At 50.0% G+C, this 24,335-nt stretch carries 12 protein-coding genes and 1 riboswitch; of the genes, 10 read left to right on the top strand and 2 right to left on the bottom strand.

Annotated features, from left to right (window positions below):
* Nucleotides 1-73 precede the first annotated feature (73 nt).
* The 6 genes from AB4Z29_RS14320 to AB4Z29_RS14295 all read left to right on the top strand — a co-directional run bounded on the left by AB4Z29_RS14320 (nt 74) and on the right by AB4Z29_RS14295 (nt 9,851).
* On the top strand, nt 74-856 hold the full coding sequence (locus tag AB4Z29_RS14320) for a nucleotidyltransferase domain-containing protein (protein WP_441943720.1): 783 nt from the start codon (nt 74-76) through the stop codon (nt 854-856).
* A gap of 40 nt (nt 857-896) precedes the next feature.
* Nucleotides 897-2,162: a class I SAM-dependent methyltransferase gene (locus tag AB4Z29_RS14315; protein ID WP_441943719.1), complete on the top strand. Its 1,266-nt coding sequence runs from the start codon at nt 897-899 to the stop codon at nt 2,160-2,162.
* Nucleotides 2,163-2,167: 5 nt separating this feature from the next.
* Nucleotides 2,168-4,753 (top strand): metallophosphoesterase, encoded by a 2,586-nt coding sequence (locus AB4Z29_RS14310; RefSeq protein WP_441943718.1) that lies wholly within the window; start codon nt 2,168-2,170, stop codon nt 4,751-4,753.
* A gap of 207 nt (nt 4,754-4,960) precedes the next feature.
* Nucleotides 4,961-5,046, top strand: a riboswitch (cyclic di-GMP riboswitch).
* Nucleotides 5,047-5,128: 82 nt separating this feature from the next.
* Nucleotides 5,129-8,032, top strand: coding sequence for an EAL domain-containing protein (locus AB4Z29_RS14305; RefSeq protein ID WP_441943717.1), 2,904 nt, complete (start codon nt 5,129-5,131; stop codon nt 8,030-8,032).
* A 133-nt stretch (nt 8,033-8,165) separates the two neighbouring features.
* Complete coding sequence (speD, locus tag AB4Z29_RS14300; RefSeq protein WP_441943716.1) at nt 8,166-8,975, top strand: adenosylmethionine decarboxylase; 810 nt, start codon at nt 8,166-8,168, stop codon at nt 8,973-8,975.
* A gap of 6 nt (nt 8,976-8,981) precedes the next feature.
* Nucleotides 8,982-9,851 carry an SDR family oxidoreductase gene (locus tag AB4Z29_RS14295; protein ID WP_441943715.1) on the top strand — a complete coding sequence of 290 codons (870 nt, stop codon included), beginning with the start codon at nt 8,982-8,984 and terminating at the stop codon, nt 9,849-9,851.
* Between the two features lie 6 nt (nt 9,852-9,857).
* Here the strand turns inward: AB4Z29_RS14295 and AB4Z29_RS14290 are convergent, their stop codons facing one another.
* On the bottom strand, nt 9,858-10,742 hold the full coding sequence (locus AB4Z29_RS14290) for an SDR family oxidoreductase (protein ID WP_441943714.1): 885 nt from the start codon (nt 10,740-10,742) through the stop codon (nt 9,858-9,860).
* A 145-nt stretch (nt 10,743-10,887) separates the two neighbouring features.
* Between AB4Z29_RS14290 and AB4Z29_RS14285 the strand changes: the two genes are divergently transcribed.
* Nucleotides 10,888-11,871, top strand: coding sequence for a helix-turn-helix transcriptional regulator (locus AB4Z29_RS14285; protein ID WP_441943713.1), 984 nt, complete (start codon nt 10,888-10,890; stop codon nt 11,869-11,871).
* Here the strand turns inward: AB4Z29_RS14285 and AB4Z29_RS14280 are convergent.
* Entirely contained in the window at nt 11,868-14,129 is a 2,262-nt protein-coding gene (locus tag AB4Z29_RS14280; protein WP_441943712.1) for a helix-turn-helix domain-containing protein, read from the bottom strand. The two genes, AB4Z29_RS14285 and AB4Z29_RS14280, sit on opposite strands and share 4 nt — an antisense overlap.
* Nucleotides 14,130-14,429: 300 nt before the next feature.
* Here AB4Z29_RS14280 and AB4Z29_RS14275 point away from each other — a divergent pair, with 300 nt between their 5' ends.
* The 3 genes from AB4Z29_RS14275 to AB4Z29_RS14265 all read left to right on the top strand — a co-directional run bounded on the left by AB4Z29_RS14275 (nt 14,430) and on the right by AB4Z29_RS14265 (nt 24,240).
* A complete protein-coding gene (locus AB4Z29_RS14275) occupies nt 14,430-16,034 on the top strand; it encodes an extracellular solute-binding protein (RefSeq protein ID WP_441943711.1) in 1,605 nt (534 codons plus the stop codon).
* A 35-nt stretch (nt 16,035-16,069) separates the two neighbouring features.
* Nucleotides 16,070-22,756, top strand: coding sequence for an S-layer homology domain-containing protein (locus tag AB4Z29_RS14270; RefSeq protein ID WP_441943710.1), 6,687 nt, complete (start codon nt 16,070-16,072; stop codon nt 22,754-22,756).
* 254 nt (nt 22,757-23,010) lie between these two features.
* Nucleotides 23,011-24,240 carry an aminopeptidase gene (locus AB4Z29_RS14265; protein ID WP_441943709.1) on the top strand — a complete coding sequence of 410 codons (1,230 nt, stop codon included), beginning with the start codon at nt 23,011-23,013 and terminating at the stop codon, nt 24,238-24,240.
* Nucleotides 24,241-24,335 lie beyond the last annotated feature (95 nt).

Genomic DNA, 24,335 nt, shown 5'->3' with positions numbered 1-24,335 from the left:
GAAACAATGGCGTCTATTGAAAGGACGCCGTCAGGCGCTTCATCATCTTAGCATAATGAAAGGAGCCATACTTATGACGAGCATACATAGCGAGATCTTGCTGGAGCTGGGCAGCATTGAGCAGAAGGAGCAGGTACGAATCTTATATGCCTGCGAATCTGGCAGCAGAGCATGGGGCTTTCCATCCAAGGACAGCGATTATGATGTCCGGTTTATTTATGTAAGACCGGTCGAATGGTATTTATCGATTTTTGATAAAAGAGACGTCATTGAGCGGCCAATCAGCGACATGCTGGATATCAACGGTTGGGACCTCAGAAAGGCGCTGAACTTGTTCCGCAAATCGAACCCGCCGCTCATGGAATGGCTGCAGTCACCGATTCCTTATTACACGAAATATACGGTTGCTGAGCAGCTGCGGGGCATCTCGCCGTTGACCTTCTCGCCAAAGTCATGTTTATATCATTACCTTAATATGGCGAAGGGCAACTATAGGGATTATCTACAGGGGGAGCAAGTTAAGATCAAGAAATATTTTTATGTGCTTCGGCCCATTTTAGCCTGCGGCTGGATCGAAACGTATCAATCGATGCCGCCGATCGCGTTCGACGAATTGGCCCAGGCGCTTATTCCGAGAGGAAGCGAGCTGTGGTTCACGGTCGAGCAGCTGTTGCGTCGCAAAAAGGCTGGCGAGGAGCTGGATTATGAGCCGCGCCTGCATCCAATCAATGCATATTTGGAAGAACGCATCGCCTATTACGAGCGATTCGCCCCGCAGCTAAAGCAAGGCGAAGGTGCGCGAGATGAACGGCTGGATGATTTGTTCCGCAGCGCATTGGACGAGGTATGGCGTTAATGATTAAGGCAGTTATTTTATAGGCAAGAGGAAGGTCACAATGGCAATCGTGCAATTGAAATCAACGAATCCGAACTTTTCGTTCGTCATTCGAAAGAATCCGCATTCCGGCATGCTGCTTCGCGCCGTTCGCAAAGGAATGGCATACGGCTGGTATACGGATGAAGCAACGTTTAACGTGTATTTCAAGGACGCTGACAATGAGGTTTCTTACAAGCAGCATAGAGAGGATCAATTCGAATACCTCAATGTGTCCAGGTATAATACGCCGCTATTCGTACTTGGAGCAATCAATGAGTTTTTTGCGTCGCCGCTCAAGGCACAGCATACGAACGATACAGAGCAGTATGAGCATACGTTCCATATCAATATGATTCATATCCAGCTGCTTCGCTATATTGATTTTTTTGAGCGGCATTTGCCGGACTATTCGTTTGAAGTGGAGCACCTGGCAAGCAAAAGCTACTCGCTAACCATTAAGACGAGCAGATCGCTCTACGAACTGATGCATGTCGTCAGCGTCCTTTGCTTGTTTCTATCGATGTTCAGCGAGGAGTACATCGATATTTCCGATGATATTCTCGTCAAATATGTGAAAAGCATTCAAATTATCGATGCGCCTTTTTACATTCGCAGCTTGTTTGCCCGTCATTTCTTGGCATCGCGGGATCGGTTCAAGAAATACAAAGCGGAGCTGGAGAAAACGGACCGCTATGCGATACAGCTGGCTTTCGGCGGGACAGCACAGCAGCGGAGAAGCTATATCGGAAGCGTGCTTCCGTTCGACAAGTCGATTCTCGACGTCGGCTGCGGCGAAGGCTTCTATGCCATTCCGTTTGCGGCGAAGACGGAGGCCAGCTATTACGCCATCGACATTGAAGAGCCGCTGCTCGAGATCGTCCAGCGCAAAGCGAAGGCAAAGGAGCTGGACAACATTGTCACGTTCCCGTCTATTCACCGCTTTCTTGATGCTTATAACGGCGAGCAGCTGGATGTGGTTCTAACCGAGGTCATTGAGCATATGAGCTTGGATGAAGCCGGAGCGCTTATTCGGCAAATTTGCGAGAGCGTCGACTTTGACCGTTTCGTACTGACGACTCCCAATGCGGAATTCAACGCTTATTACGAGCTAAGCGATTTCCGGCATGATGATCATAAATGGGAGCTTGGCCGTCCAGCGTTCCAAGCGTGGCTGCTCGATGCGGTTAAAGAACAGAATGTGGATTGCCATTTTATCGCAATCGGGGATGGCGTGAACGGCGTGCAAACGACGCAGGGTGCAATTCTGGAAAGAAGGAGGGAGTAGCAGAGATGGAAATTAAAACGAAAATCCATACGATTTTTATGATGATTGGCTCAACGGAATGCGGTAAAACGACGTTTGCGAAAGAAGTATTGATGCCGCAATTGCGGTTCCGCGATGAGCATAAAGGCGTAAACGCCAATGTGCAATATATTTCCTCGGACAGCTTGCGTCAGGAGCTGCTGGGCGCGGATTACGATAAATACGATCAAGTGATGCTTGAGGCGAGCGACCAAGCCTTTAGGCTGCTGTTCGAGAAGCTGCGCCTCGTGACGAGCTTTCCGATCAACGCGGAATTTGTTGTGGTCGATACGACGGGATTGGCAGAGGATTTCCGTGCCAGAGTAAGGGAAGTTGCGAAGGAAAACAACTACAATCTGGAGGTTATTCTATTCGACTACCGGAAACGGGATGATTATTATGCCTCGGATCGCTCGAAGAAGCTGATAACGAGCCATATCAACCGTCTGCGCAAGGAGGTGCTCGGTTCGCTGTCACGGGAGAAGTACGCCCGAATTCATAAGGTTCGCGCCAAGGACTTCTTTCTTCCAGGCGAAGGCACTGCGAATGCGGATTATAAGGTTGTAATCGAGGACACGAATGACTATTTGTCCACGATTCTCCCTCTTGATCAAAAAATGATTATCGTAGGCGATGTCCACGAATGCGTGGATGAGCTGAAAGCGCTGCTTATAAGCTACGGCTTTCAATATGACGGGGACCGTTTAATTGAAACGGGAAGAGCAGGCGGAACGAAAATACTGCTGGTCGGCGACTGGATTGACAAAGGGAACCAAACGAGAGCAATCATCGATTTCCTATATGTGAACAAAGAACGGTTTCTGTTCGTAATGGGCAACCACGAGAATTTTGTATACAAGTATTTGCGTGGCGAAATAAAGGGAGTCGAGGAGGAGCTGCTGCACGCGTACTTCGACTCTACCGAGGTGCTGAAGGCTGATGAACAGCTGCTCGCGCGATTTAATGAGCTTACAGCGCTGTCGCAGCCCTTTTATCGAATGATAGGCATAAACGGCCCTTCCTACTATGTAACGCATGCGCCATGCGAGAACAAATACATTGGGAAGCTGGATGCGAACTCCGTCAGGCATCAGCGGAACTTTCGGATCGACCGTTCTGCGCCGCTTGAGGAGCAGCTTCATTTCCTGAAGCGCGACGCGGCGGCTAACCAGCCTTATCATGTTTTTGGACATATCGCAGCCAAAAATACGTTCCGGCTAAAAAACAAAATCCACCTCGATTCCGGAGCGGTACACGGGAACCAGCTTACATCGGTTACGTTTTCTGGGAAGCCTTATTTCAAATCACAGAAATCTGCCCATTCCAGTATGATGGATGAGCTGCCGACGCTCTTTAAGGAGGACCGCAAAGTTTCTCTGCACGAGCTCGGCGAGGAGGAGGTTCGCAGGCTGACCTATTGCTCCGGCAACAAAATCAACTTTATATCCGGAACTATGGCGCCAGCCGACAAGGATGAAGCCGCTCAGGAGCTCGAGTCGCTGCGCAAGGGCTTGGATTATTTCAAGGAGCGGGGTGCCCAAGAAGTTGTTCTGCAGCCGAAGTATATGGGATCACGCTGCAATATCTATCTGCATGCGGATACCGAGCATTGCTATGCAGTGAGCCGAAATGGCTACAAAATAAGCAAGCTGGACTTGGCGGCGGTATATGGCAAGCTGCTTGAGCGATTCGGAAGCTATATGATGGAGAACGAGATCACGCTGCTGCTGCTGGATGGTGAGCTGCTGCCTTGGCAAGCGCTCGGCGAAGGGCTCATCGAGAAGCAATTCAAACCGATTGAGAAAGCGCTTGAGACCGAGCTCTCCTTCTTAAAGGCGAATGGCTTCGAGGAAGCATTCACAAAGCTGGCTTCCGACTACAAAGAAAGCGGCTTCGAGAAGGATCAGCACCATCTCGCCAAAGCGGCGCTAAATGAGAAGTACGGGCTGCACGTCTATCAGAACTACAAGCACGTTCATGAGATGTTGGAGAAGTATGTTCCGCTGGACGAGCATCTGAGCGCCCACGAAACTTACAAGAAACAGCTGGAGCTGTATGCGGAGAGTGGCGAGCTTGAATACAAACCGTTTGCCGTGCTCAAATTCATCCATGCAGACGGCAGCGAGACGCTTCCGGACTGGCCTATCTCAGAGATGTACCGGTTCCTCTCGGACGATCCATACATTTCGATTACGCTGGCCGATCCGGACTGCTACGAGCAGGCTGACCAATATTTCCGCACGTTGACGGTTGAGAGTCATATGGAGGGCGTCGTCATTAAGCCGGAGCTTCCGATCCCTTATACGGTCCCTTATATGAAGGTACGCAATAAAGACTATATGTCGATCATCTACGGCTATGATTATCGCTTCCCTCATAAATACAGCAAGCTGATTAAACAGAAGAGCATTGCGATGAAGCTTCGCACTTCTTTGAATGAGTACCGGCTTGGACAGCGCATGCTGGCTGTTCCCTTCTCAGACATCGCGCCAGACCATGAGCCGTACCGGGCTGCAGTCGCCAATCTCTTGTTCGAGGTAGCGAAAGAAAAGGAAATCGATCCGCGTCTATAACGTGATGAGCCTCCCAATCAAGGGAGGTTTTTTTAAAATATAGGAAAGGATATCCTTAGGCTGCCTACTCTATATTTCTCGCAATGAAACGCGCCGCGCCGCGAATAGACGGCGATAGTCGTTTCACCTTATGGAATCATAAATATTTATGCCTAATTGATATGGCATATATCGGATTTGTATGAAATAATCATATAAGTAGAAAGTCCTAGATAATAGCAAAGTTGCTGAAAGGCAATGACGCAAAGCCAACAGACCTAAAGGAAATGTCCAAAGGTGGCTGGGTTGCCAAAGGGAATAGCGATTATATGAATAAATCCTCTTCCTGCACATCAGGTTACCGCAAACGTTATACATAGGAAGGGATATTTAGCTATGGCATTCACTATCATACGATTTAATAGCAGCAGCAGCTTTGATGCCGTTCAAAAAGCAGCGAATCTAGGATACTGGGAGTACGACCATGCCAGCAAACAGGCATCATGGTCGAGCTTTATGTTTGACATATTCGGGTTGGATAGCGAATTTTCAATGACGCAGGAAGATTTTTTTAAGCGGGTGTATCCGGAGGATCGGGAGCGCGTGGAACGAACCCTCTATGAAGCGTTTGATACAAAGACAGAGAGCGTTCAAGAGTACCGCATCATTCGACCTAGCGGCGAGGTACGGCATATTATTGAGACGCTTACATTCATAGGGGATGAAGCCCAGGACCTTAAATTAACAGTAGGAACCATTCAGGATGTAACAGATAATATGAAGCTGCAGCATGAGCTGAACGTGGAGAAGCAGTATTATAAGTCTATATTCGATAACAATCCGGATGCGATATTTTCATTTGATTTAAAGGGACAGTTCCTGTCCTGCAACGGCGCTCTTGAGCTCATGTTCAATTGTTCGAGAGCTGAGGTTCTACAGGGGGGGTTCCACCGTTTCGTGGAAGCGAGCAGTCTGGAGAAGACGATTTGGCATTTCGAGGAAACGATGAGAACGCTTACTCCCCAAAACTACGATACAACCGGCATAACCGAAAAGGGTGAATTAATCGAAGTAAATGTGACGAATATTCCGATAATCGTCGACGGAGAGCTGATCGGCATTTATGGCATAGCTAAGGATATAACGCAAAAAAAAGTAATTGAAAGATCGTTGTCTGACGCAGAGCTTAAGTATCAGAGTATACTGGAGCAGTCCATTGTAGGCATCTTTGTTGCGCATGAGGTTAGCTTTGCGTATGCGAACGAACAGCTGAACCAGATGCTGGGATATGACACTTTAGTCGGCCTTGAGGTGGAAAAGGTGATTCATCCGGATGAGCGTGAATCTGTGATCAGCAGAGTCATGCAGCTTGCTGAAGGACAATCCATTGCAAACTTTCGGCACCGGGCGCTAAAGAAGGACGGAACCGTTATAGACTGCGAGGTGCATTATAACCGTGTGTCCCATTCGGAGGAAAAAGCGGTCGTCGGCATCGTCCTGGACGTCACGGATCGGAACAAGGCGGAAGAGCTGAACCAATTTTTAGCTTATCATGACTATTTGACAGAGCTGCCGAATCGCCGGAAATTCGAAGAGAAGCTGGACAAGCAGCTCCGGGTAAGCGAATATTTCAAGCAAAAGCTGGCCATCATGCTCATCGATCTGGATCGCTTTAAATATGTGAACGATACGCTGGGGCATTCGATTGGCGATTCATTGCTTAAGCAAATCGCAAAGAGGCTGAGCCGAATAAGCGGATGCGAGCAAGAAGCATTCCGGCTCGGCGGCGATGAGTTCGCGTTAATTATTTCAAATGTGCAGCAGCAGGTTGATTTATCGAATAGGGCTGACCAAATTATTCAACTCATCAAGGAGCCTTTTTTCGTTGAGAACTATGAGCTTAACGTTACCGCTAGCATTGGCATCAGCCAGTCGCCATTTGACGGTTCCTCCGTGGAAGATTTAATGAAAAACGCGGACGCTGCGCTTTATTTTGCCAAATCAAGGGGGAGGGATCAGTCGCAGTTTTACTCCTCCTCTTTGAATGTCCAATCCTTCAAGCTATTCTCGCTAAGCAATGATTTGCGCAAAGCGCTGGATAAGGGGGAGCTGTTTCTGGATTATATGCCCCGCGTTCATGCGCAAACGATGCAGATCGTCGGGGTTGAGGCGTTACTGCGATGGAACCACCCGGATTGGGGCTTAGTATCGCCGGCTGAGTTTATTCCCATTGCCGAGGAGACAGGGCTAATCGTACCGATCGGGGAGTGGGTGCTGCGCGAGGCGTGCATGCAGAATAAACGCTGGCAGCGCATGGGCCTTCCGCCGATAACGGTGTCTGTTAATTTTTCCGTACAGCAGCTGCTGAGGCATAATATATTGCAAACAATCGACCAGATTGTAGAAGAATCCGGCCTGTCGCCGGATAGGCTGGAGATTGAAATTACGGAGAGCTCATTTATAAGCAACGAGAAGGTCGTGACGGATCTTCTGCTGGAGCTGAGAAAAAGAAACATAAAGGTGTCGCTAGACGATTTCGGAACAGGCTATTCATCTCTTTATTTGTTGAAGCGTTTGGCGCTCCATACGATCAAAATCGACAGGTCTTTCGTTGAAGAAATGCTGACCGGAACACATAACAAAAGCATTATCGAATGCATCATTCGGCTCGCAGGAGAGCTGAACATGCAGGTGGTAGCGGAAGGCGTAGAAAACAAAGCGCAGTTCGAGTGCTTGCAGCAGATGCGCTGCGATGAGATTCAAGGCTTTTATTTTAGCCGTCCCGTAGAGCCGGATAGCATCGTGCAGCTGTTAAAAAGCAAGACGCTGCTGCGGCCAGCCGCAGTACAGGAAAAAAAACAGCCGGCGGTTAATCGCAGGAAATATTTTCGGATCGAGCTAAACCACTGCCTATTGGCAGAAATGACGATTACGATGTTCAAGGGAAGAAACGTGAGACTTGGAAGCACGGAGGTGCTGGTCAGGAATATCGGACCGGGCGGCCTCAAGTTTATGGTAGGGGTCAAGCTTCCCGTCAATAGCGACATTCTCTTAATGTTCAAGACTCAGATCGGCAATCAGGATTACGTATTGTACGGTTACATTGTGTGGTACAACGAGCCGGAGAACGATATTTATGAATATGGCGTACGGTTTCAAATGAATGAGAAGGAATCGAGCGAGCTCGTTCAAGCTCTTCATCATTTGGCTATTAAGCAGCGTGACGGCATCATGCCACAGACACAAATCTATGTGGGCGATCCGATTGCGCGAATCAAGGAATTAAAGAAGCTGCAGTAAGAATGGGAGAAAAGCATTTCGCACCTGGCATTAGCCGGCTGTGAAATGCTTTTTTTATTGCTAAAAACCGTTTGGCCGCATTGGTCTTTGGGTAAAAGGAAATAGTAGTTATTGATAAGGGGGGAATGTTCGCTTGAAACTAACGCCGGAGCAGCGAATACAACTGCATGGCTTCAATAACTTAACGAAGTCACTCAGCTTTAATATGTATGATGTCTGTTATACGAGAACAAAGGAAGAACGCAAGGCTTATATCGCCTATATTGACGAACAATACAACTCGGATCGCCTGACCAAAATATTGAATACGGTGTCCGATATTATCGGAGCGCATGTCCTTAACATTGCCAAGCAGGACTATGAGCCGCAGGGAGCGAGCGTGACCTTGCTTGTCTCCGAGGGGCCTGTCATCGGCGGGCCGAATGAGTCGTTCGAGGAATCACCTGGGCCGCTGCCTGATTCAGTAGTCATGCATTTGGATAAAAGCCATATAACGGTTCATACGTACCCGGAGTATCATCCCAACGAAGGTATAAGCACCTTCCGGGCTGATATTGATGTGTCGACCTGCGGAGAGATTTCACCGCTTAAAGCGCTGAACTATTTGATCCATTCCTTCGACACGGACATTATGACGCTTGACTACCGGGTGCGCGGCTTCACGCGCGACATTAACGGGCATAAGCTGTTTATAGACCATGATATCAATTCGATTCAGAACTACATACCGAAGGAAGAATGCCTTTTGTATGACATGATTGACGTTAATATTTATCAAGAAAATGTTTTTCATACGAAATGCAAGCTGAAGCAGTTCGATCTGAACAATTATTTGTTCGGTTATACGAAGGACGCCTTGACCAAGAAGGAGCAAGAGGAAATTACGCACAGACTGAAAACCGAAATGGACGAAATCTTTTACGGAAAAAATATAAGGAGCTGATCAGTTATGCCTAATCCTGCATCGAAGAACCAAGTGAATCCTCCCCAGCACCAAAATCGCCAACCAGGTATCGAATCCGAAATGAATCCGCTTCCCGTGTATGAATCAGATTCCTATAAAGCGGCAGGCAAGCTCAAAGGGAAAACAGCAATCGTAACAGGAGGAGATAGTGGAATCGGCCGTGCTGTAGCGGTTGCGTACGCGAAGGAGGGAGCTGACGTTGCCATCGTGTATTTGAATGAGCATGGGGATGCCGAGAAAACGAAGGAAGTCGTTGAGAAGGCAGGCGTGAAATGTCTGCTGATAGCCGGCGATGTTGGCGATGAGGCATTCTGCAAAAGCGTAATTGAGCAGACCATCAAGGAGTTCGGGAAGCTGGATATTCTCGTCAACAATGCAGCGGAGCAGCATGTGCAGCAGAAGCTTGAGGATATTACCTCCGAGCAGCTGGTGGCCACCTTCCGTACGAATGTATTCAGCATGTTCTATTTAACCATCGTGGCGCTTCCGCATCTGAAGGCTTCAAGCTCAATCATCAACACGGCCTCGATTACCGCGTATCGCGGCAATCCGACGCTGATCGATTATTCAGCAACAAAGGGAGCCATCGTTTCCTTTACGCGTGCGCTGTCCGTCAACGTAGCGGGGCAAGGCATCCGGGTTAATGGAGTCGCTCCCGGCCCGATCTGGACGCCGCTTATTCCCGCGACGTTCGATGATCAGGCCGTAGCGGAATTCGGCTCCGATACGCCGATGAAAAGGCCTGGACAGCCGCATGAGCTGGCGGCCGCCTATGTCTACTTGGCTTGCGATGATTCAAGCTATATGACCGGACAATTCCTGCATATTAATGGCGGAGAAGTGGTTAACGGATAGAACGAATTATAAGAAGCCATGCAGCTTCGCATAATTTCCCCAGTGCGGCTGTCTGCCGTCGACATCAATGATGCCGAATTCGTCGGACAGCTGCCAGCTTGGGAATACTTGACCAGACCTCTCCATGAGGTCTTTTTGCGCTGCAAGCGCGGCTATGCCTCGTCCAACGAAAAAAGGCGTTTCGGATTGGCTGAAGTGCTCGGCGTCTGGCTTGCCGCCGGTCACAGCATCCATCCAATTGGCTTCTTCAACCTCAAAGTGCTCCAGCATCTCTTCGGAGCGGAGGAAACCTGGCGTTACGGCTACAGCAGCGACCCCGTGAGGCTTCAGGTCGGCGGCCATTGCTGTCGCCAAATGGATAGGCGAAATTTTGGCCAAGCTGTAGAACAAGCTTCCGCGGTAACGGTAGTCAATGCCGTCTGTTACTTCTATTATTAAGCCGCTCTTTCTTTTCACCAGCAGAGGTGCCCCGTAATGGCTCGTAATGAGATGTGTCTTCACTGCACGATCTTGCATGAGCAAACCTTTACTCAGCGAATGCTCCCAGAACGGCGTATTCCATTCCGTTAATTTCTCGCCCCCCCAAATATTGTTGATTAGAATGTCGAGCTGTCCATTCTGCTCTTGATCGATCCGCTCGAATAGAGCCTTTACCTCCGCTTCGACAGAATGGTCGACTTGAACGTGAATGCCAATCCCGCCCTTTGCCGTTACAAGCTCGGCGGTTTCCTCGATCGTCTCTGCCCGGTTCAAGTCCGATGCCTGTCCTCGAATGCTTCTGCCTGTGCAATACACGGTTGCTCCCGCTTCGCCGAGACCAGCTGCAATGCCGCGGCCTGCTCCGCGCGTCGCACCGGCAACAATCGCTACTTTCCCTTGTAATGGTTTCATGTTACTCGCTCCTGTCTCTTTTCATTTGTTTACTCTTCGCTAGTTTAGCAAATGATATACGACAGCTACTGTCATATATTCATGCTACAATAAAAATAATAGAATGAGTCATGCCGCACTGGCCGGCGTGAAAGGGGGATTCACTATGCGAGCGGGAAGGCTGATAGCGATTGTGCTGCTCATGCAAAATAACGGCAAGATGACCTCGAAGGCGCTGGCCGAGAAGCTGGAGGTGTCCGAGCGGACGATTATCCGCGATATGGAATCATTATGCGAAGCGGGCGTACCGGTCTATGCGGAGCGGGGCTTGCATGGCGGTTGGGTGCTGGATGGAGGCTACCGAACCCAGTTGACCGGGATGCATCCGGATGAGCTCATCTCCGTGCTTGTAGCCAGTTCAACGTCGCTGCTAGGCGATCTCGGCATATCACAGCAGTATGAAGCGGCGGTTCAGAAGCTGCTGGCCGCTGCTCCCGATGCCGTGAGCAGAGGAGCGGCATTAGTTAGACAGAAAATCCATATCGATGGAGCGGGCTGGCATCAGCTTGAGGAATCACAGCCGTTCCTGCCGCTTGTCCAGGAAGCGGTTTGGGAAGAGCGGCTGCTGCATATTCGTTATCAGCGTGGAGAGGGAGTCACGGATCGTACGATCCGCCCGCTTGGGCTGGTTGCCAAGCGGAATATTTGGTATGTCGTCGGTGAGGCAGCTGGTGAGAGAAAAACGTACCGCATCTCTAAGCTGCTCGGCGCCGAAATGCTCGAGGAGCGCTTCGAGCGCCCGGAGGGCTTTGATCTCGCTGGTTATTGGGAGCAATCGATCGGCGAGTTCAAGCAAAGCTTGCCTAAGTACCCCGCCGTTATTGCGTTAAGTGACATCTCCATACTTGCGCGGCTTGCCAAGGAACGGTATGTCACCGTAACGGAAACAAGCCCTGCAGATGGTCCTGCGGGCTGGCTATCCGCGCATGTTGAGTTCCAAGCGGAACAATCTGCTGAGGAAATCATCCTCAGCTACGGCTCGCGCCTGAAGGTGATATGGCCTGATGAGCTGCGCGAGCGGGTGACCAAGGAGCTGAGTGCCGCGCTTGATTCCTATACCGTACAAGGAAACAATCTGGTCCAGGATTAGCCGGTTTTCCGATCCAGTACGGATTGCTTGCGGTATTCGCTAGGAGCAAGTCCTGTTCCCTTCTTGAACATGCGATTAAACGACGTAACGTTGTGATAGCCGACTTGGCGGCTAATATCATTAATATTTAAGGTCGTGCCCGAGAGCAGCTCCTTCGCTTTGGATACTCTCAAGCTGTTGAGATGCTCGCTGAAGTTGGTACCCGTCTTCTCTTTAATATAAGCGGATAAATACGCGCTCGACATGTTCAGTGTATGGGCCAAATAATCAAGAGAAAGCTCCTCCGCGAATTGCTTCTCTATAATTTCCATCACTCTGGCCGCGATGGGATCGAAGGTGTCGGCTCTATTCTCAATCATTAACACAGCAGCTGCTTCAACAAGGCGGCTGAGCACTTCCTTATAATCGGATAGCGTGCAGCATGCGGCAAGCTTGTAATGCAGCGGCTTGATGGCCCATGACTGGCTCGCGTCCAATTGCATGGCTCCTAGTGAGTCAGCTACCTTCTCGAAGACGAGTGAAGAAAAAGCCTCATATTTCAGGGCAGCAGCTCCGGCTGCGTACATATCATCCAATATGCTGTCGATCAGCATGAACGCAGCATCCCCTTGACCGCCTTGTATCGCTGTCATGAGCTCTTGCTCCTGCAACAGCGATAACCGAGGTGGATCGGGCAGTTCTCTCGCTTCCTGAATAAGCTGCGTCTCATCGAGCAATTTGGCTTGTCTCGACAGCATTTGGACCTGCTCATAAGCATAACCGAGCTGGGAGGGATGCTCGAATCTCGCACTGACTGCAATCGTTGCCAGGCAATAATGCTTGCATTGATCCAGCATCCCCTTCATCTTCTCCAGCATGCCCTCGATTTCCACGCCTCTGCTATTTTTAATTACCGTTAATATATAATTTTTCTCCATTTGAAACGTGTGGGAGGATGGGCAATGCTCCTGCGCGATATGCCGAATGTGTTCACGGATGGCTAGTGTTGCAGTCTCGGGCCTTAAATTGAGCACGCTGAGCATAGAGCCGCGGAAACGCAGCTCGTAAAGCACAACCGTATAGGATTCATTCATCGACAGCAGCTGCTCCAGCTCCACGATATCCTCATTGATGTTTTTCAATTGGCTCATATAACCGAAGTTGGTTAACAGCGTGCGCTGCTTAGCCATTTTGGCTTGAATGTCCTCGCGTTCCTTCAATAGCTCTTTAATATTCCGATCTATAAAAGCATATTCCTCGATAGGGCTAGGCTGCTTATCCGGACGCCTGTTAGAAAAAGCATCAACCAGCTGCTTGACGGGCATCACCAGCCGCTTGCTGAACAGAATGGAGGCAGCGACCCCGACGATCAACGTTAGGGCAAGAACGACTGCGGCAGTGAAATTCCACTCACTGAGCTGCGAGGCAATCGCTTGGGAAGGAACGCGCGTGAAATAGTGCAGCCCGCTGGAATCGCTTGTCCGAAACCAATATTGGCCGTTTATCAGCAAATGGCTTTCTCCCTCGCCGAATGTAGGAATCGAGCCTGCATCTAGTTCTGTATCCGAGCTATAGAGCAGCAGCCCGTCCTTGCTTGTTATAGCAAAAGCTCTGCTGTGTGCATCGCCAAACAAAGCCTGCTGCGTTTTCTCCATATCCAGCATGGCGATGATTTGATATTGGCTGCCGGGCGTCTTATAGACAAACGGCATCAACGTGCTGCCGTGCGGCAGCTCGACAGAGCGGTTATAGCGCACTGCGGGCAAGAGGGTGAGCGTGTTGTCCGTGAGAAGCTGATTTTTCCAGTATGTATATGTATAAATCGGGCTTTGATAGGCTCTGCCCAACATATCCTCCGCGCTGCTGCTGCCTTCCTGATCAATCGCGAAGGCGTTGCCTCCAAAGTGGAGGATTAGACTCTCCAAATAAAAAAGCGGATCATTCGCTTCGGTACGAAGCTGCGATGAGATTTTTTTGGCGGCCAAATAATCGGTTCCCATTTCTCCGAACAAACGAATTTGACGGTTGAAGCTTTGAACGTCTATCTCTTTATACTTGCTGTAAAGCAAGGTTTGCAGCCTGGAGAAATGATTGGCGTAACGCTCTGCCGAATGCTGCAGCAGCATGCGATTCGATGCGATAATTTCTTCCTCCAGCTTCGATTTGAAAAAAATAAAGCTAACGCCATTAAACAGTGAAAACAAAACAATGATACATATAAAGAACAGCAGGCTGGTAACAAAGAGAGAACGAGACGGAAACAAACGTCTGAAGGCCATAGCTTTCAGCTCCTTTCGGCATGAGGTCGGATCGATGATGTCAGGACAAGGTTCACTCTTTATGTTACTTCAAGCAAGCGGAGTAGCGGTATGCTCGGCATGTTGTTTTTTTGTAAATATAGCTTGCAGTACGGGAAGAAAAAGGGCTGTACTTGCCCGATTTCCCCATGTTAAGGCGATTTCATAAGAAGGGGAAACATTCGTAAAAATCGATGATTCACAAAAAATACGCGCCGTTATAAGATCGGGCTGCAACATGAACCGAAGTAACGGGGTGAGATGAGAAGAGGATAACATCAGATGAACATAACTTATAAATATGCAGCGGCCGCATGGATTCTAATGACCGTGCTGCTGATTAGCTGCAATGCCCAGGCTGACCTTGCGACAGATGATACGGAGCATGCTGTGATGCAGCAGGGCATGCCGATTGTGAGCGAACCGATTGCGCTTACGTTTTTTACGGGCAAGTCGCCGAGTAACGGAGATCCGTTTGAGGATATTCTCGTGTGGAAGAAATACGCCAAGCTTACGAATATGAATATTCAGTTTGAGCTTGTCCCCTTTGATGTGTTGACGGAGAAACGGGCGCTGTCGCTTGAAGGTGACAATCTTCCAGATGGCTTCTACTCCGCGCGGCTAACGCCTGAGGAGCTTGCCGCATACGGAAAGCGAGGCGTACTCATCCCGCTCGATGATCTGATCGATGCCTATGCGCCAAATTTTAAAGCGCTGCTGGAAAAGTATCCGATGCTGCGCAAAGGTCTTGTCATGCCGGATGGGCATATCTATTCGTTTCCGTCCTTTTACGATCCGGACTTTTTATCCATGCAGATCGGTACGCCGCTTTGGGTGAACAAGCAATGGCTGGACGAGCTCGGCATGGCGGAGCCCCGAACGACGGCGCAATTCCGATCTTATTTGCTGGCGGTTAAAGGGGCTGACTTGAACGGCAATGGCAAGCAGGATGAAATTCCTTATAGCGGAGTTGGAATCGGTACGCTGATCAATCAGCTAAAGGGAGCTTGGGGACTGGGAAATCGCGGCTTAGGACATAAGTTCGTTGACGTAGATCCCCTTACGCAGCAGCTGCGGTTTACGAAAGCTTTGCCCGGATACAAAGAAATGCTGCAATATATCCATGGCATAAAAAAAGACGGGTTGCTGGACAAGGAAATATTCTCGATTAAAGAGAACGCGCTGAACGCTAAAGGAAATGAAGGTCTATTAGGTGCAATGATCGTACCTAACCCGGCAGCTGTTATGAGAAGGGACGAATATATCGGTCTCGGCGCGCTTCAGGGTCCATACGGGGATCACCTGTATACGCAAATGAAGGTACCTCTCGTTCATCAAGGCGCATTTGCCGTGACGAGCGCGAATCGATATCCCGAAGCTACTGTGCGCTGGATGGATTATTTCTTTGGCGAGGAGGGAGCTTCCCTCTTCTTTATGGGAGAGGAGGGAGTAACCTATGCCAAGGACGAAAAAGGACAGCCCCAATTTTTGCCCTTTATTACGGACAATCCAGACGGATTAACGATGGATCAAGCGTTGATGCCCTATGTGACTTGGCTTGGAGGCAGCTATCCCGGCTTTGTGCGCCAGTCTTATTTCAAAGGATCGGAATCGATGAAGGGTTCGCTAATGGCAGCGGAGAAGGCAAGGCCGGATGCGGTCAAGGAAGTATGGGGCAAATTCAGCTTCACTAAGGATGAGGAGCTGTTCATGTTAACAGTCGGCGCCGATTTGGAGGCCTATATTAGCGATATGGAGCTGAAATTTATTAATGGCAGCGTAACGTTCGCGGAATGGGACAGCTATTTATCCACCTTGGATACGATGGGCGTCCGTGAGTATATGCAAATGTATGAGCAGGCGTACGAGAGATACGTCCATGATTAAAAAAAGTAAACGAAATAGGGGAGTGTGTTAGTCAAGTGAAAGTCAAATTCAGACCGTTGCGCAAGTGGGTTTCCACCGTAACCTTAATGACCATGTTATTCGGCGCCGTAGCCCAACAGGGCTTCGCGGATGAAGGTACCATAGATACACCAAACGCAGCAGCGGCTGCTGCTCTGCCGGCATTAATGATCACAGAGCTCGTGCCCGACTCCAAAAATGCGGTCAGCAACGATGCGTATGAGTTCATCGAGGTATACAATAATACGGATGAACCGATTGATTTCAATCAATACAATCTGGTGTACCACTATTACAACGCCTCTAATGTTGAGCAAAATATACCGTGGACGCTGTCAACGGATCAAGAAGTTATCATTCCTGCCCATAAGCCAATCGTGATGTGGGTGAAGGGGAAACCAATCTATGAGCTGAATCCGGCCCTTACGGTCAGCCAGTTCAACGCTAATTACGGCTCCGCCTTGGAGGACGGCGTTCATTTATTCGAGATCAAAACGGAAGGCGGCATGAGCAACAGCGCGCCGAGAGACTTGATCATCAAGGATAAGAGTAATAACGTCATTTCAATCGCTTCCTACCAGAATGACGATCAGACGAAAGAAAATATGGGCATTCATTATTCATATCCTGTAGATGGAACGCCGAATATGGTAATGATGCCGGGAGCGGGCACCAAGGCGGCAACGCCTGGCGTTATCGATCCGGCTCAAGTACCGGGTGAGCCAAGCTTGCCTCCCGTTATTACGCACACTCCGCTGACGAACGCCTCATTCGAAGAGGATTTGACGGTTGCTGCCGGCATCTCCCAGAATTCAGGGAAAACAGTCACGGCAAGCGTATATTACAAGAAGGGGGTAGATGCAGCCTTCACGGTACTGCCGATGACGGAGTCAAACGGCAGCTTTCAAGCGGTGATCCCAAAAGAACAGCTAACCGTTTCTCCTTTAAGTTATTACATCGAAGCGTCAGACGGCCTTGAAACGGCAAAGACGCTCTTGTACGAGGTTGTCGTGCGTACGGACAGCTTTGATTTCAGCAAGGTGCCACCTCTCTTCATTACGGAGCTGCTGCCTGACAGCACGAACGTGCAGGGCCAAAGCAGCGATGCCTTTGAATTTATCGAGGTGTATAACAATACGGACAAAACGGTGAATTTCAACGATTACAGCTTGGCTTACCGCTATCCGGACAAAGGGCCAGGCAGCGATGTCGCTTGGGCGCTTGAAACGGCTGACGAGGTAAACATTCCTTCGCGCGAATCGATCGTGCTGTGGATTCAGACAAGCTTGAACGGCAGCTATACGGCGAACGATTTCAACACGCTGTTCGGAACCTCGCTCGTGCTGAATGATAACCTGTTCCGCACAAGAGCCTATGACGGCATGGCTAATGGTTCGGCCAGGGATTTGGTCATCAAGGACAGCAATGGTCTTGATCTCTCAATTGCATCCTATCAGAACGATGCGCAAACCGTGCCGGACAAAGGTATTTTCTATGCGTATCCGATTGATGGCGGCAAGAACATGCGCATGCTGGAACTGCCTGGAACAATGGCTGCTACACCTGGAATTACTGAGTCTTCGCAGGTGCCTGCCCAAACGGTGACCTTGCCGGAAATGCCGAATGCCGCCCCATCGGTAACGGGGACAAGCTATGCCAAGGCTAGCGGCGGCATCGAGGTAACGGCAGCTATTACGGATGAGAAGCCGTCAGCGGTTCAAGCGACGATCTATTACAAGACGGCGCCTCAGCTTGCCTTCACGGCTGCACCGCTCGTTTATTCAAGCGGCAGCTTCAAGGCGCTCATTCCGGATGCAGCGATCACGGACGCAACAATGGTTTATTATATCGAGGCGAGCGACGGCTCCCATTCGATTCGTTCGGGAGAATATCCGGTAACGGTTCACCTCGAGAAATTCGATCCGCAGAAAGCGCCGGTCCTTCTGTTAACCGAGCTTGTGCCGGATTCGACGAATATGAATGGCGGTGACGGCTACGAATTCGCCGAGGTGTACAACAATACCGATCAGCCTATCCAGCTGAAGGACTATAAAATTCGGTATCGTTACACCGATTCGGGTCCTTCGGCAGATGTGATCTGGCCCTCCTCCAAAGAGGATGCGGTTATTCCAGCGGGCGGAACGGTCGTATTTTGGGTTATTAACAGCGGCAATACGGCGGCAACCGCAGCTAATTTCAATTTGAACTATGGCGGAACGCAGCTTGTGGATGGCGTGAATCTGTTCAAGTTTTACAGTGACGGCATGGCTAACGCCGGCAAACGCGCGATGGTCATATCAACGAACAGCGGCATCGAGATTACTGCTGCCTATTACGATAATGACGAAGAGACGAAGCCGGACAAAGGTATTTTCTATAAGTATCCAGCGGACGGTACAACTACGATGATTAAGTACAGCCCTGGCAGGGGCGCTGCTACACCGGGCAGCCTTACGGAGGGACAAGCGCCAGCGGTGCCGGTGCATATAACAGCAGACAGCACGCCGCCAACCATTGCGGACTTGACGGGGAAATCGGAAATTGATCAATCCAAAAGTCTGGCAATAGCGGTTGACGCGAAGGATAATCAGTTGGTTAAAACGGTGATCCTTCATTACCAAACGGATATTCAGAGCGTATATACATCTGTCTATTTGACGAAAAGCTACGATGACGGCCTATATCATCACACGCTGTTCTCGCCGGAGCTGATTGGCCGGAAGCAGATCACGTATTATTACGAGGTATCCGACGGTACTAATACGGTAACGACGCAGCCGAAGCAGGTTGCCATTCTTGGCGGCGCTGACCGCTCGGAGCTTCGTCTTAATGCAGCGGACGATGAGGTTTTGGCAGGCACCAAAATCCTGCGCGGAACGAGTGAAACAGCTGCAGCTGATGAGCTTACGCTATCGATAGACGGGAAGCCTTTGACAGAGGGCACATATAATGCGGTTGAACGTGATGCTTATTTTGCCTTCGAGGTTCAAGGCGTCAACTACTATTTCAAAAATGCCGTTGTACAAGGAACGGAGATATTGAATACCTTCCTTGATCCGATTCCGACTTGGTCAACGCTCACGGTTCCGATTTCGGCCGATCGGCTGAAGCAGGGCGAGAATATCCTATCTATTTATGCAGGCTCCAAATCCGGACCGTTCGACAATCGTCCAGAGGAGAATAAGGACGATTTCGAGGTGCGCAACGTACGGCTGGTGCTTGCCGACGGTACGGAAATTTATGACCCAGCGTTTGCGAATAAAGCAACTGCGCTCAAGATGGGCGATAGTGCGGGCAAACATGAATTCATTGATTTCAAATTGGCGATTCCAAGCGAGAAGTTAAGCTCCAAGGCTTATGTATGGAATACGAAGGAAATGGCTGATGGCGAGCACACGATTACATTAACTCATGGCGTTCTAGGGGAGATTACCCGCAACATAAAGGTTGATAATACCGCACCGATCATTAAGCCTTCCCTAGAAGAAGGAAAGGATTACAGAGGCAGCTTCGTTATCGATGCAGCCATCAACGATCCGATTGCCGGTGTGAAGTCATCCCATGCGCTGCTTGATGGTGCGTCGATTACATTGCCGTATGCGGCCTCGTCGGCGAAGCTTAAGCCGGGCTCGCACAGCTTCAAGGTTGAAGCTGCGGATATGGCAGGCAATCAAGCAGTGTCAGAGATTCATTTCACTGTACCGGATGAGAACCCGCTTAGTCCAGAGCTGGTAGCGCCTGCTCAGGACGCTGCCAACCTTGGCGATTCTGTTCGGTTATCGGTCAAAGTAGCGGATCCGCTAGGTGACAGCATGAAGGTTACGTTCTTCCAAGGCTTTAAATATGATGCGAATGCCAAAGCGGGTTTCAACGCCTACAGCAACGCAGCGGATGTAGAGCCTCCGAAGGAATTGGCGCCCGCGGGCGAAAAGGCGTTTACGGTCGAGGATTACGAGGCTATTGGTCAGATTGACGGTCAATATAAGATAGACGATTCAACGGAGCAATTCCCATACCAGCGCTTCGCGATTACGCTCGATCCGTCGGTGAAGGATACGGATCTCGTCGCAATCAATTGGACAGGGAAATCGCTGGAAGGCCGTTTGGTCAGCCTATATGCATGGCATCCAGACGCGAAGAAATGGGAAATGCTCGACACGACTGTGGCGGGGAATGCGGATTTTGAGCTTCGCGCTGATGTGGCAGCCGGCCAGTACCGGGACGGGAACAGCATTCAGGTGATGGTGCAGGATCAGGTTCCGGAATCGGATGATCCTTACGACTTCTCTTTCGTATGGATGTCCGATACACAGTATTACTCTGAAACGTATTTCCAATATTATCGCGATAATGTTGCTTGGATTCGGGATCACATGGATGAAAACAAAATTAAATATGTGATTCATACCGGGGATATCGTAGATGAATCGGATAAGGTGTACCAGTGGGAGGAAGCGGACAAAAACATGAAGGTGCTTGATGATGCCAAGATTCCATACGGCGTATTAGCAGGCAATCATGACGTTGACCATCAGAAGGGCTCTTATGTGGACTACTGGAAATGGTTCGGGGAGGATCGCTTCAAGGATCAGCCTACCTTTGGCGGCTCTTACCAGAACAATATGGGACATTATGATCTCGTATCCGCTGGGGGCAACGATTTCATCATCGTCTATATGGGCTGGGGTCTTGGCGATACCGAGATCGATTGGATGGACAAGATCGTGAAGCAATATCCGAACCGGAAAGCGATTCTGGCATTCCACGAGTATTTGCTCGTATCCGGCAACCGGGCTCCGATTGCGGACAAGGTGTATGAGCGCGTCGTTCTGCCTAACAAGAACGTATTTGCTACCTTATCGGGTCATTACCATGACGCAGAGCTGAAGCTCGATGCGATTGACGATGATGGGGATGGCAAAACGGACCGTAACGTTTATCAGATGCTTGCCGATTACCAAGGCGCGGAAGACGGCGGCTTGGGCTACATTAGGCTGATGCAATTCGATATGAAAAACAATAAGATGCACATGAAAACCTATTCGCCTACGCTTGACGATTACAATTACTACGATCCGAAGGAGTTCCCTGGGAAGGATGAGTTTTCAGTGGACTTGGATTTGGGAGCTTCCAATAAACGTGTCGCGACCGATTATTTCGGGGTGAGGGTTTATACAGCCAATCAAATTGGGGACACGGTTCAGGCTGAAAGCGGCCAAGAGGCTTCGGGCATATGGAACGGGCTGAACGAGAACAGCGAATACGAGTGGTACGCAATAGCAGAGGATGAGCATGGAGGATTGGGACGCTCGGATATTTGGCGATTCCGTACGGGAGAAGCTGTGGTGACACCGACGCCAACGACGTCACCGACGCCGACGCCAACGACGTCACCGACACCGACAGCAACGACGTCACCGACGCCGACGCCAACGACGTCACCAACACCGACGCCAACGACGTCACCGACGCCGACAGCAACGACGTCACCGACACCGACAGCAACGGCGTCACCGACGCCGACAGCAACGACGTCACCAATACCGCCGGTCAAAGGGGTGATTGAGCTTACTGCCAGCAAATCCGGCGAGTATAAGCTCGATGCTAACGTGATCAAAAAGGCGATTGAAGGCGCAGCAACAGGAGCATACATTGAAGTGAGACTAGTTGGCGCGAACGAAGCCGGAGGGAACGGGCTTGTGATGAGCGGAGAAGGCATCCGCGCGTTGCAGCAAAGCAATCACCCGCTTCGCATCGCTGCGCACGCGGTCACGCTGGATGTACCGGCAGATGCGCTGCCGGAAGCGGCGACAGCAGCTGATTCCGTAGAATGGTTCGTGAATGTAAGGCAGACGGACGCGACAACAACAGCGGTTTCCGGCGCAGCAAGTCAAGAAAAGAGCTTTAAAGCAACGGGGCTTGTGTATACGCTAGAGCTGAAAACAAGCAATGGCTCAGGAAGCCCGACGATGATCCATAGCTTTAATAAGCCGATTAAAATAACGAGAATACTTTCGGCGGAAGAGCTTGCAGCTCTCGATCTCGATTATGCCGGTGTGTATTATTTGAACAACGGACAAGCATCCTATGTCCCAGGCTCGTTCAATGGAAATAAGGTAACGTTCGAAACCGATCATTTCTCTATGTATTCGATTTTTGAATACAAGAAATCATTTGCGGACACGGCTGGGCATTGGTCAGAGGCCTTTGTTTCCAAACTGGCGGCAAGGCATGCCATAACCGGCATTGACGCGGAGCATTTTGCGCCAGGGAAAGCCATTACTCGCGCAGACTTTGCTGTCATTGCAGTGAAAGCATTAGGTTACCTTGACGTCAAGGCAGTATCCGGTCCGTTCTCGGATATTTCCTCCGACAGCTATTATGCCGGTTACGTGGCAAAGGCTGCAGAGCTTGGCCTAGTGACAGGCTATGACGGCGCATTCCGACCGCAGGCTACGATTTCGCGCGAGGAAGCGGCAGCAATCATCGTGCGGTTGTATGAACGCTTGAATGGCGCACAAACCCCTACGTCAAATGGACAAGCTTTTGCCGATATCGCCAAAGCGTCGCCATGGGCACGAGCGTCGATTGAAGATGCGCAGTCACTCGGGCTTCTGGAGGGTAAAGGCGGCAACCTTTTCGCACCAAAAGAAACGGTAACGCGCGCTGAGATTGCGAAGCTGATTTGGACGGCTATTCAATAGCTGCCTGCACGCCTAACGAAGATCGCTCTCCGATTAAGGGGAGCGGTCTTTGTTTTACTCGACATATAGGAAAGGATATAGGTTTGCTCATCCTTTCTCTATACGTTTCGACGAAACGATGGCGTCTATTGAAAGGACGCCGTCAGGCGTTTCTTCTTGGAATCCCTTATTTGACTGTAGGCTTGTATTTTCGATACAATTTAAGGGACAACAAGAAGAGCCTAGAGGCAGGATTGAAGGGAGAATGCGAATTTATGAGCGGTTATGAACAGCATTTAGATACTTACGCGCAATTAATCGTAAAAATAGGCGTTAACGTACAGCCAGGCCAAGAGGTATTCGTAACGGGAGCTGTCGATCAGGCTGTTTTGGTCAGACTAGTGGCTGCCAAAGCCTATGAGGCCGGAGCGGGCAACGTACATGTCGATTGGACGGATGATTCCTTATCACGGTTAAAGTACGAGAAGGCAGCCGAGGACGTTTTCTCCAGATTTCCCGAGTGGGAAACCGGCAAGCGCAATGCCTTCGTGGAACGCGGAGCAGCCTTTATTTCAATCGTTTCTTCAAGCCCCGATCTGCTGAAGGGAATCGATTCGAGCCGAATTTCAAGCTTCCAGAAGGCATCCGGCCAAGGGTTGAAGGAATTCCGCAGAGCGATCCAGTCGGACAAAGTAAGCTGGACAGTTGTAGCGGCTGCCGGCAAGGAGTGGGCGGCAAAGGTATTCCCGGAGGCAGGTGAAGAAGCGGTCGAGAAGCTGTGGACAGCGATCTTTGAATCCGTGAGGCTTCATGCAGACGATCCGGTAAAAGCATGGGAAGAGCACAATGCTAACCTACATAGCAAAGGCGAGACGCTCAACCAGAACCATTTTCAAAAATTGCATTACACGGCTCCCGGTACTGATCTGACAATCGAATTGCCTGAGAAGCATATCTGGGTCGCAGCTGGCAGCACGAACGTGAACAACATCCCGTTCATGGCGAATATGCCGACCGAGGAAGTATTCACGGTGCCGCTCAAAACCGGCGCGAACGGATATGTATCCAGCACCAAGCCTCTTAGCTACGGCGGCAACATCATCGATCGTTTCAAGCTGACGTTCGAGGAAGGTCGCATCGTAAAGGCAGAAGCCGAGGAAGGCCAAGAGATTTTGCAGAAGCTGGTCGATATCGACGAGGGCTCGCACTATCTAGGCGAAGTGGCGCTAGTGCCGCATGAGTCGCCGATTTCGAAGTCCAACATTCTATTCTACAATACGTTGTTTGACGAGAACGCATCGAATCATCTTGCAATCGGAAGCGGTTATGCGTTTAATATTGAAGGCGGCAAAACGATGTCTCCTGAAGAGCTTGAAGCTAGCGGCGTCAATTCAAGCATCACGCATAACGATTTCATGATTGGTTCCGCGGACATGGATATCGACGGCATTAAGAGCGACGGAACGGTCGTTCCGATTTTCCGCAAAGGAAATTGGGCTATTTAATCCTATTGAGCAGGCTCCTTAAGGAGCTTTGAACCTATGACCCATAAGAAGGCCACTTTGAAAAAAAGTGGCCTTCTTGTGGGTCATTTGTGTTT

It is taken from the genome of Paenibacillus sp. 2TAB23 (assembly GCF_052115165.1).
Lineage (GTDB): Bacteria > Bacillota > Bacilli > Paenibacillales > Paenibacillaceae > Pristimantibacillus.
This window is presented reverse-complemented; position numbering and strand designations above follow the sequence as displayed.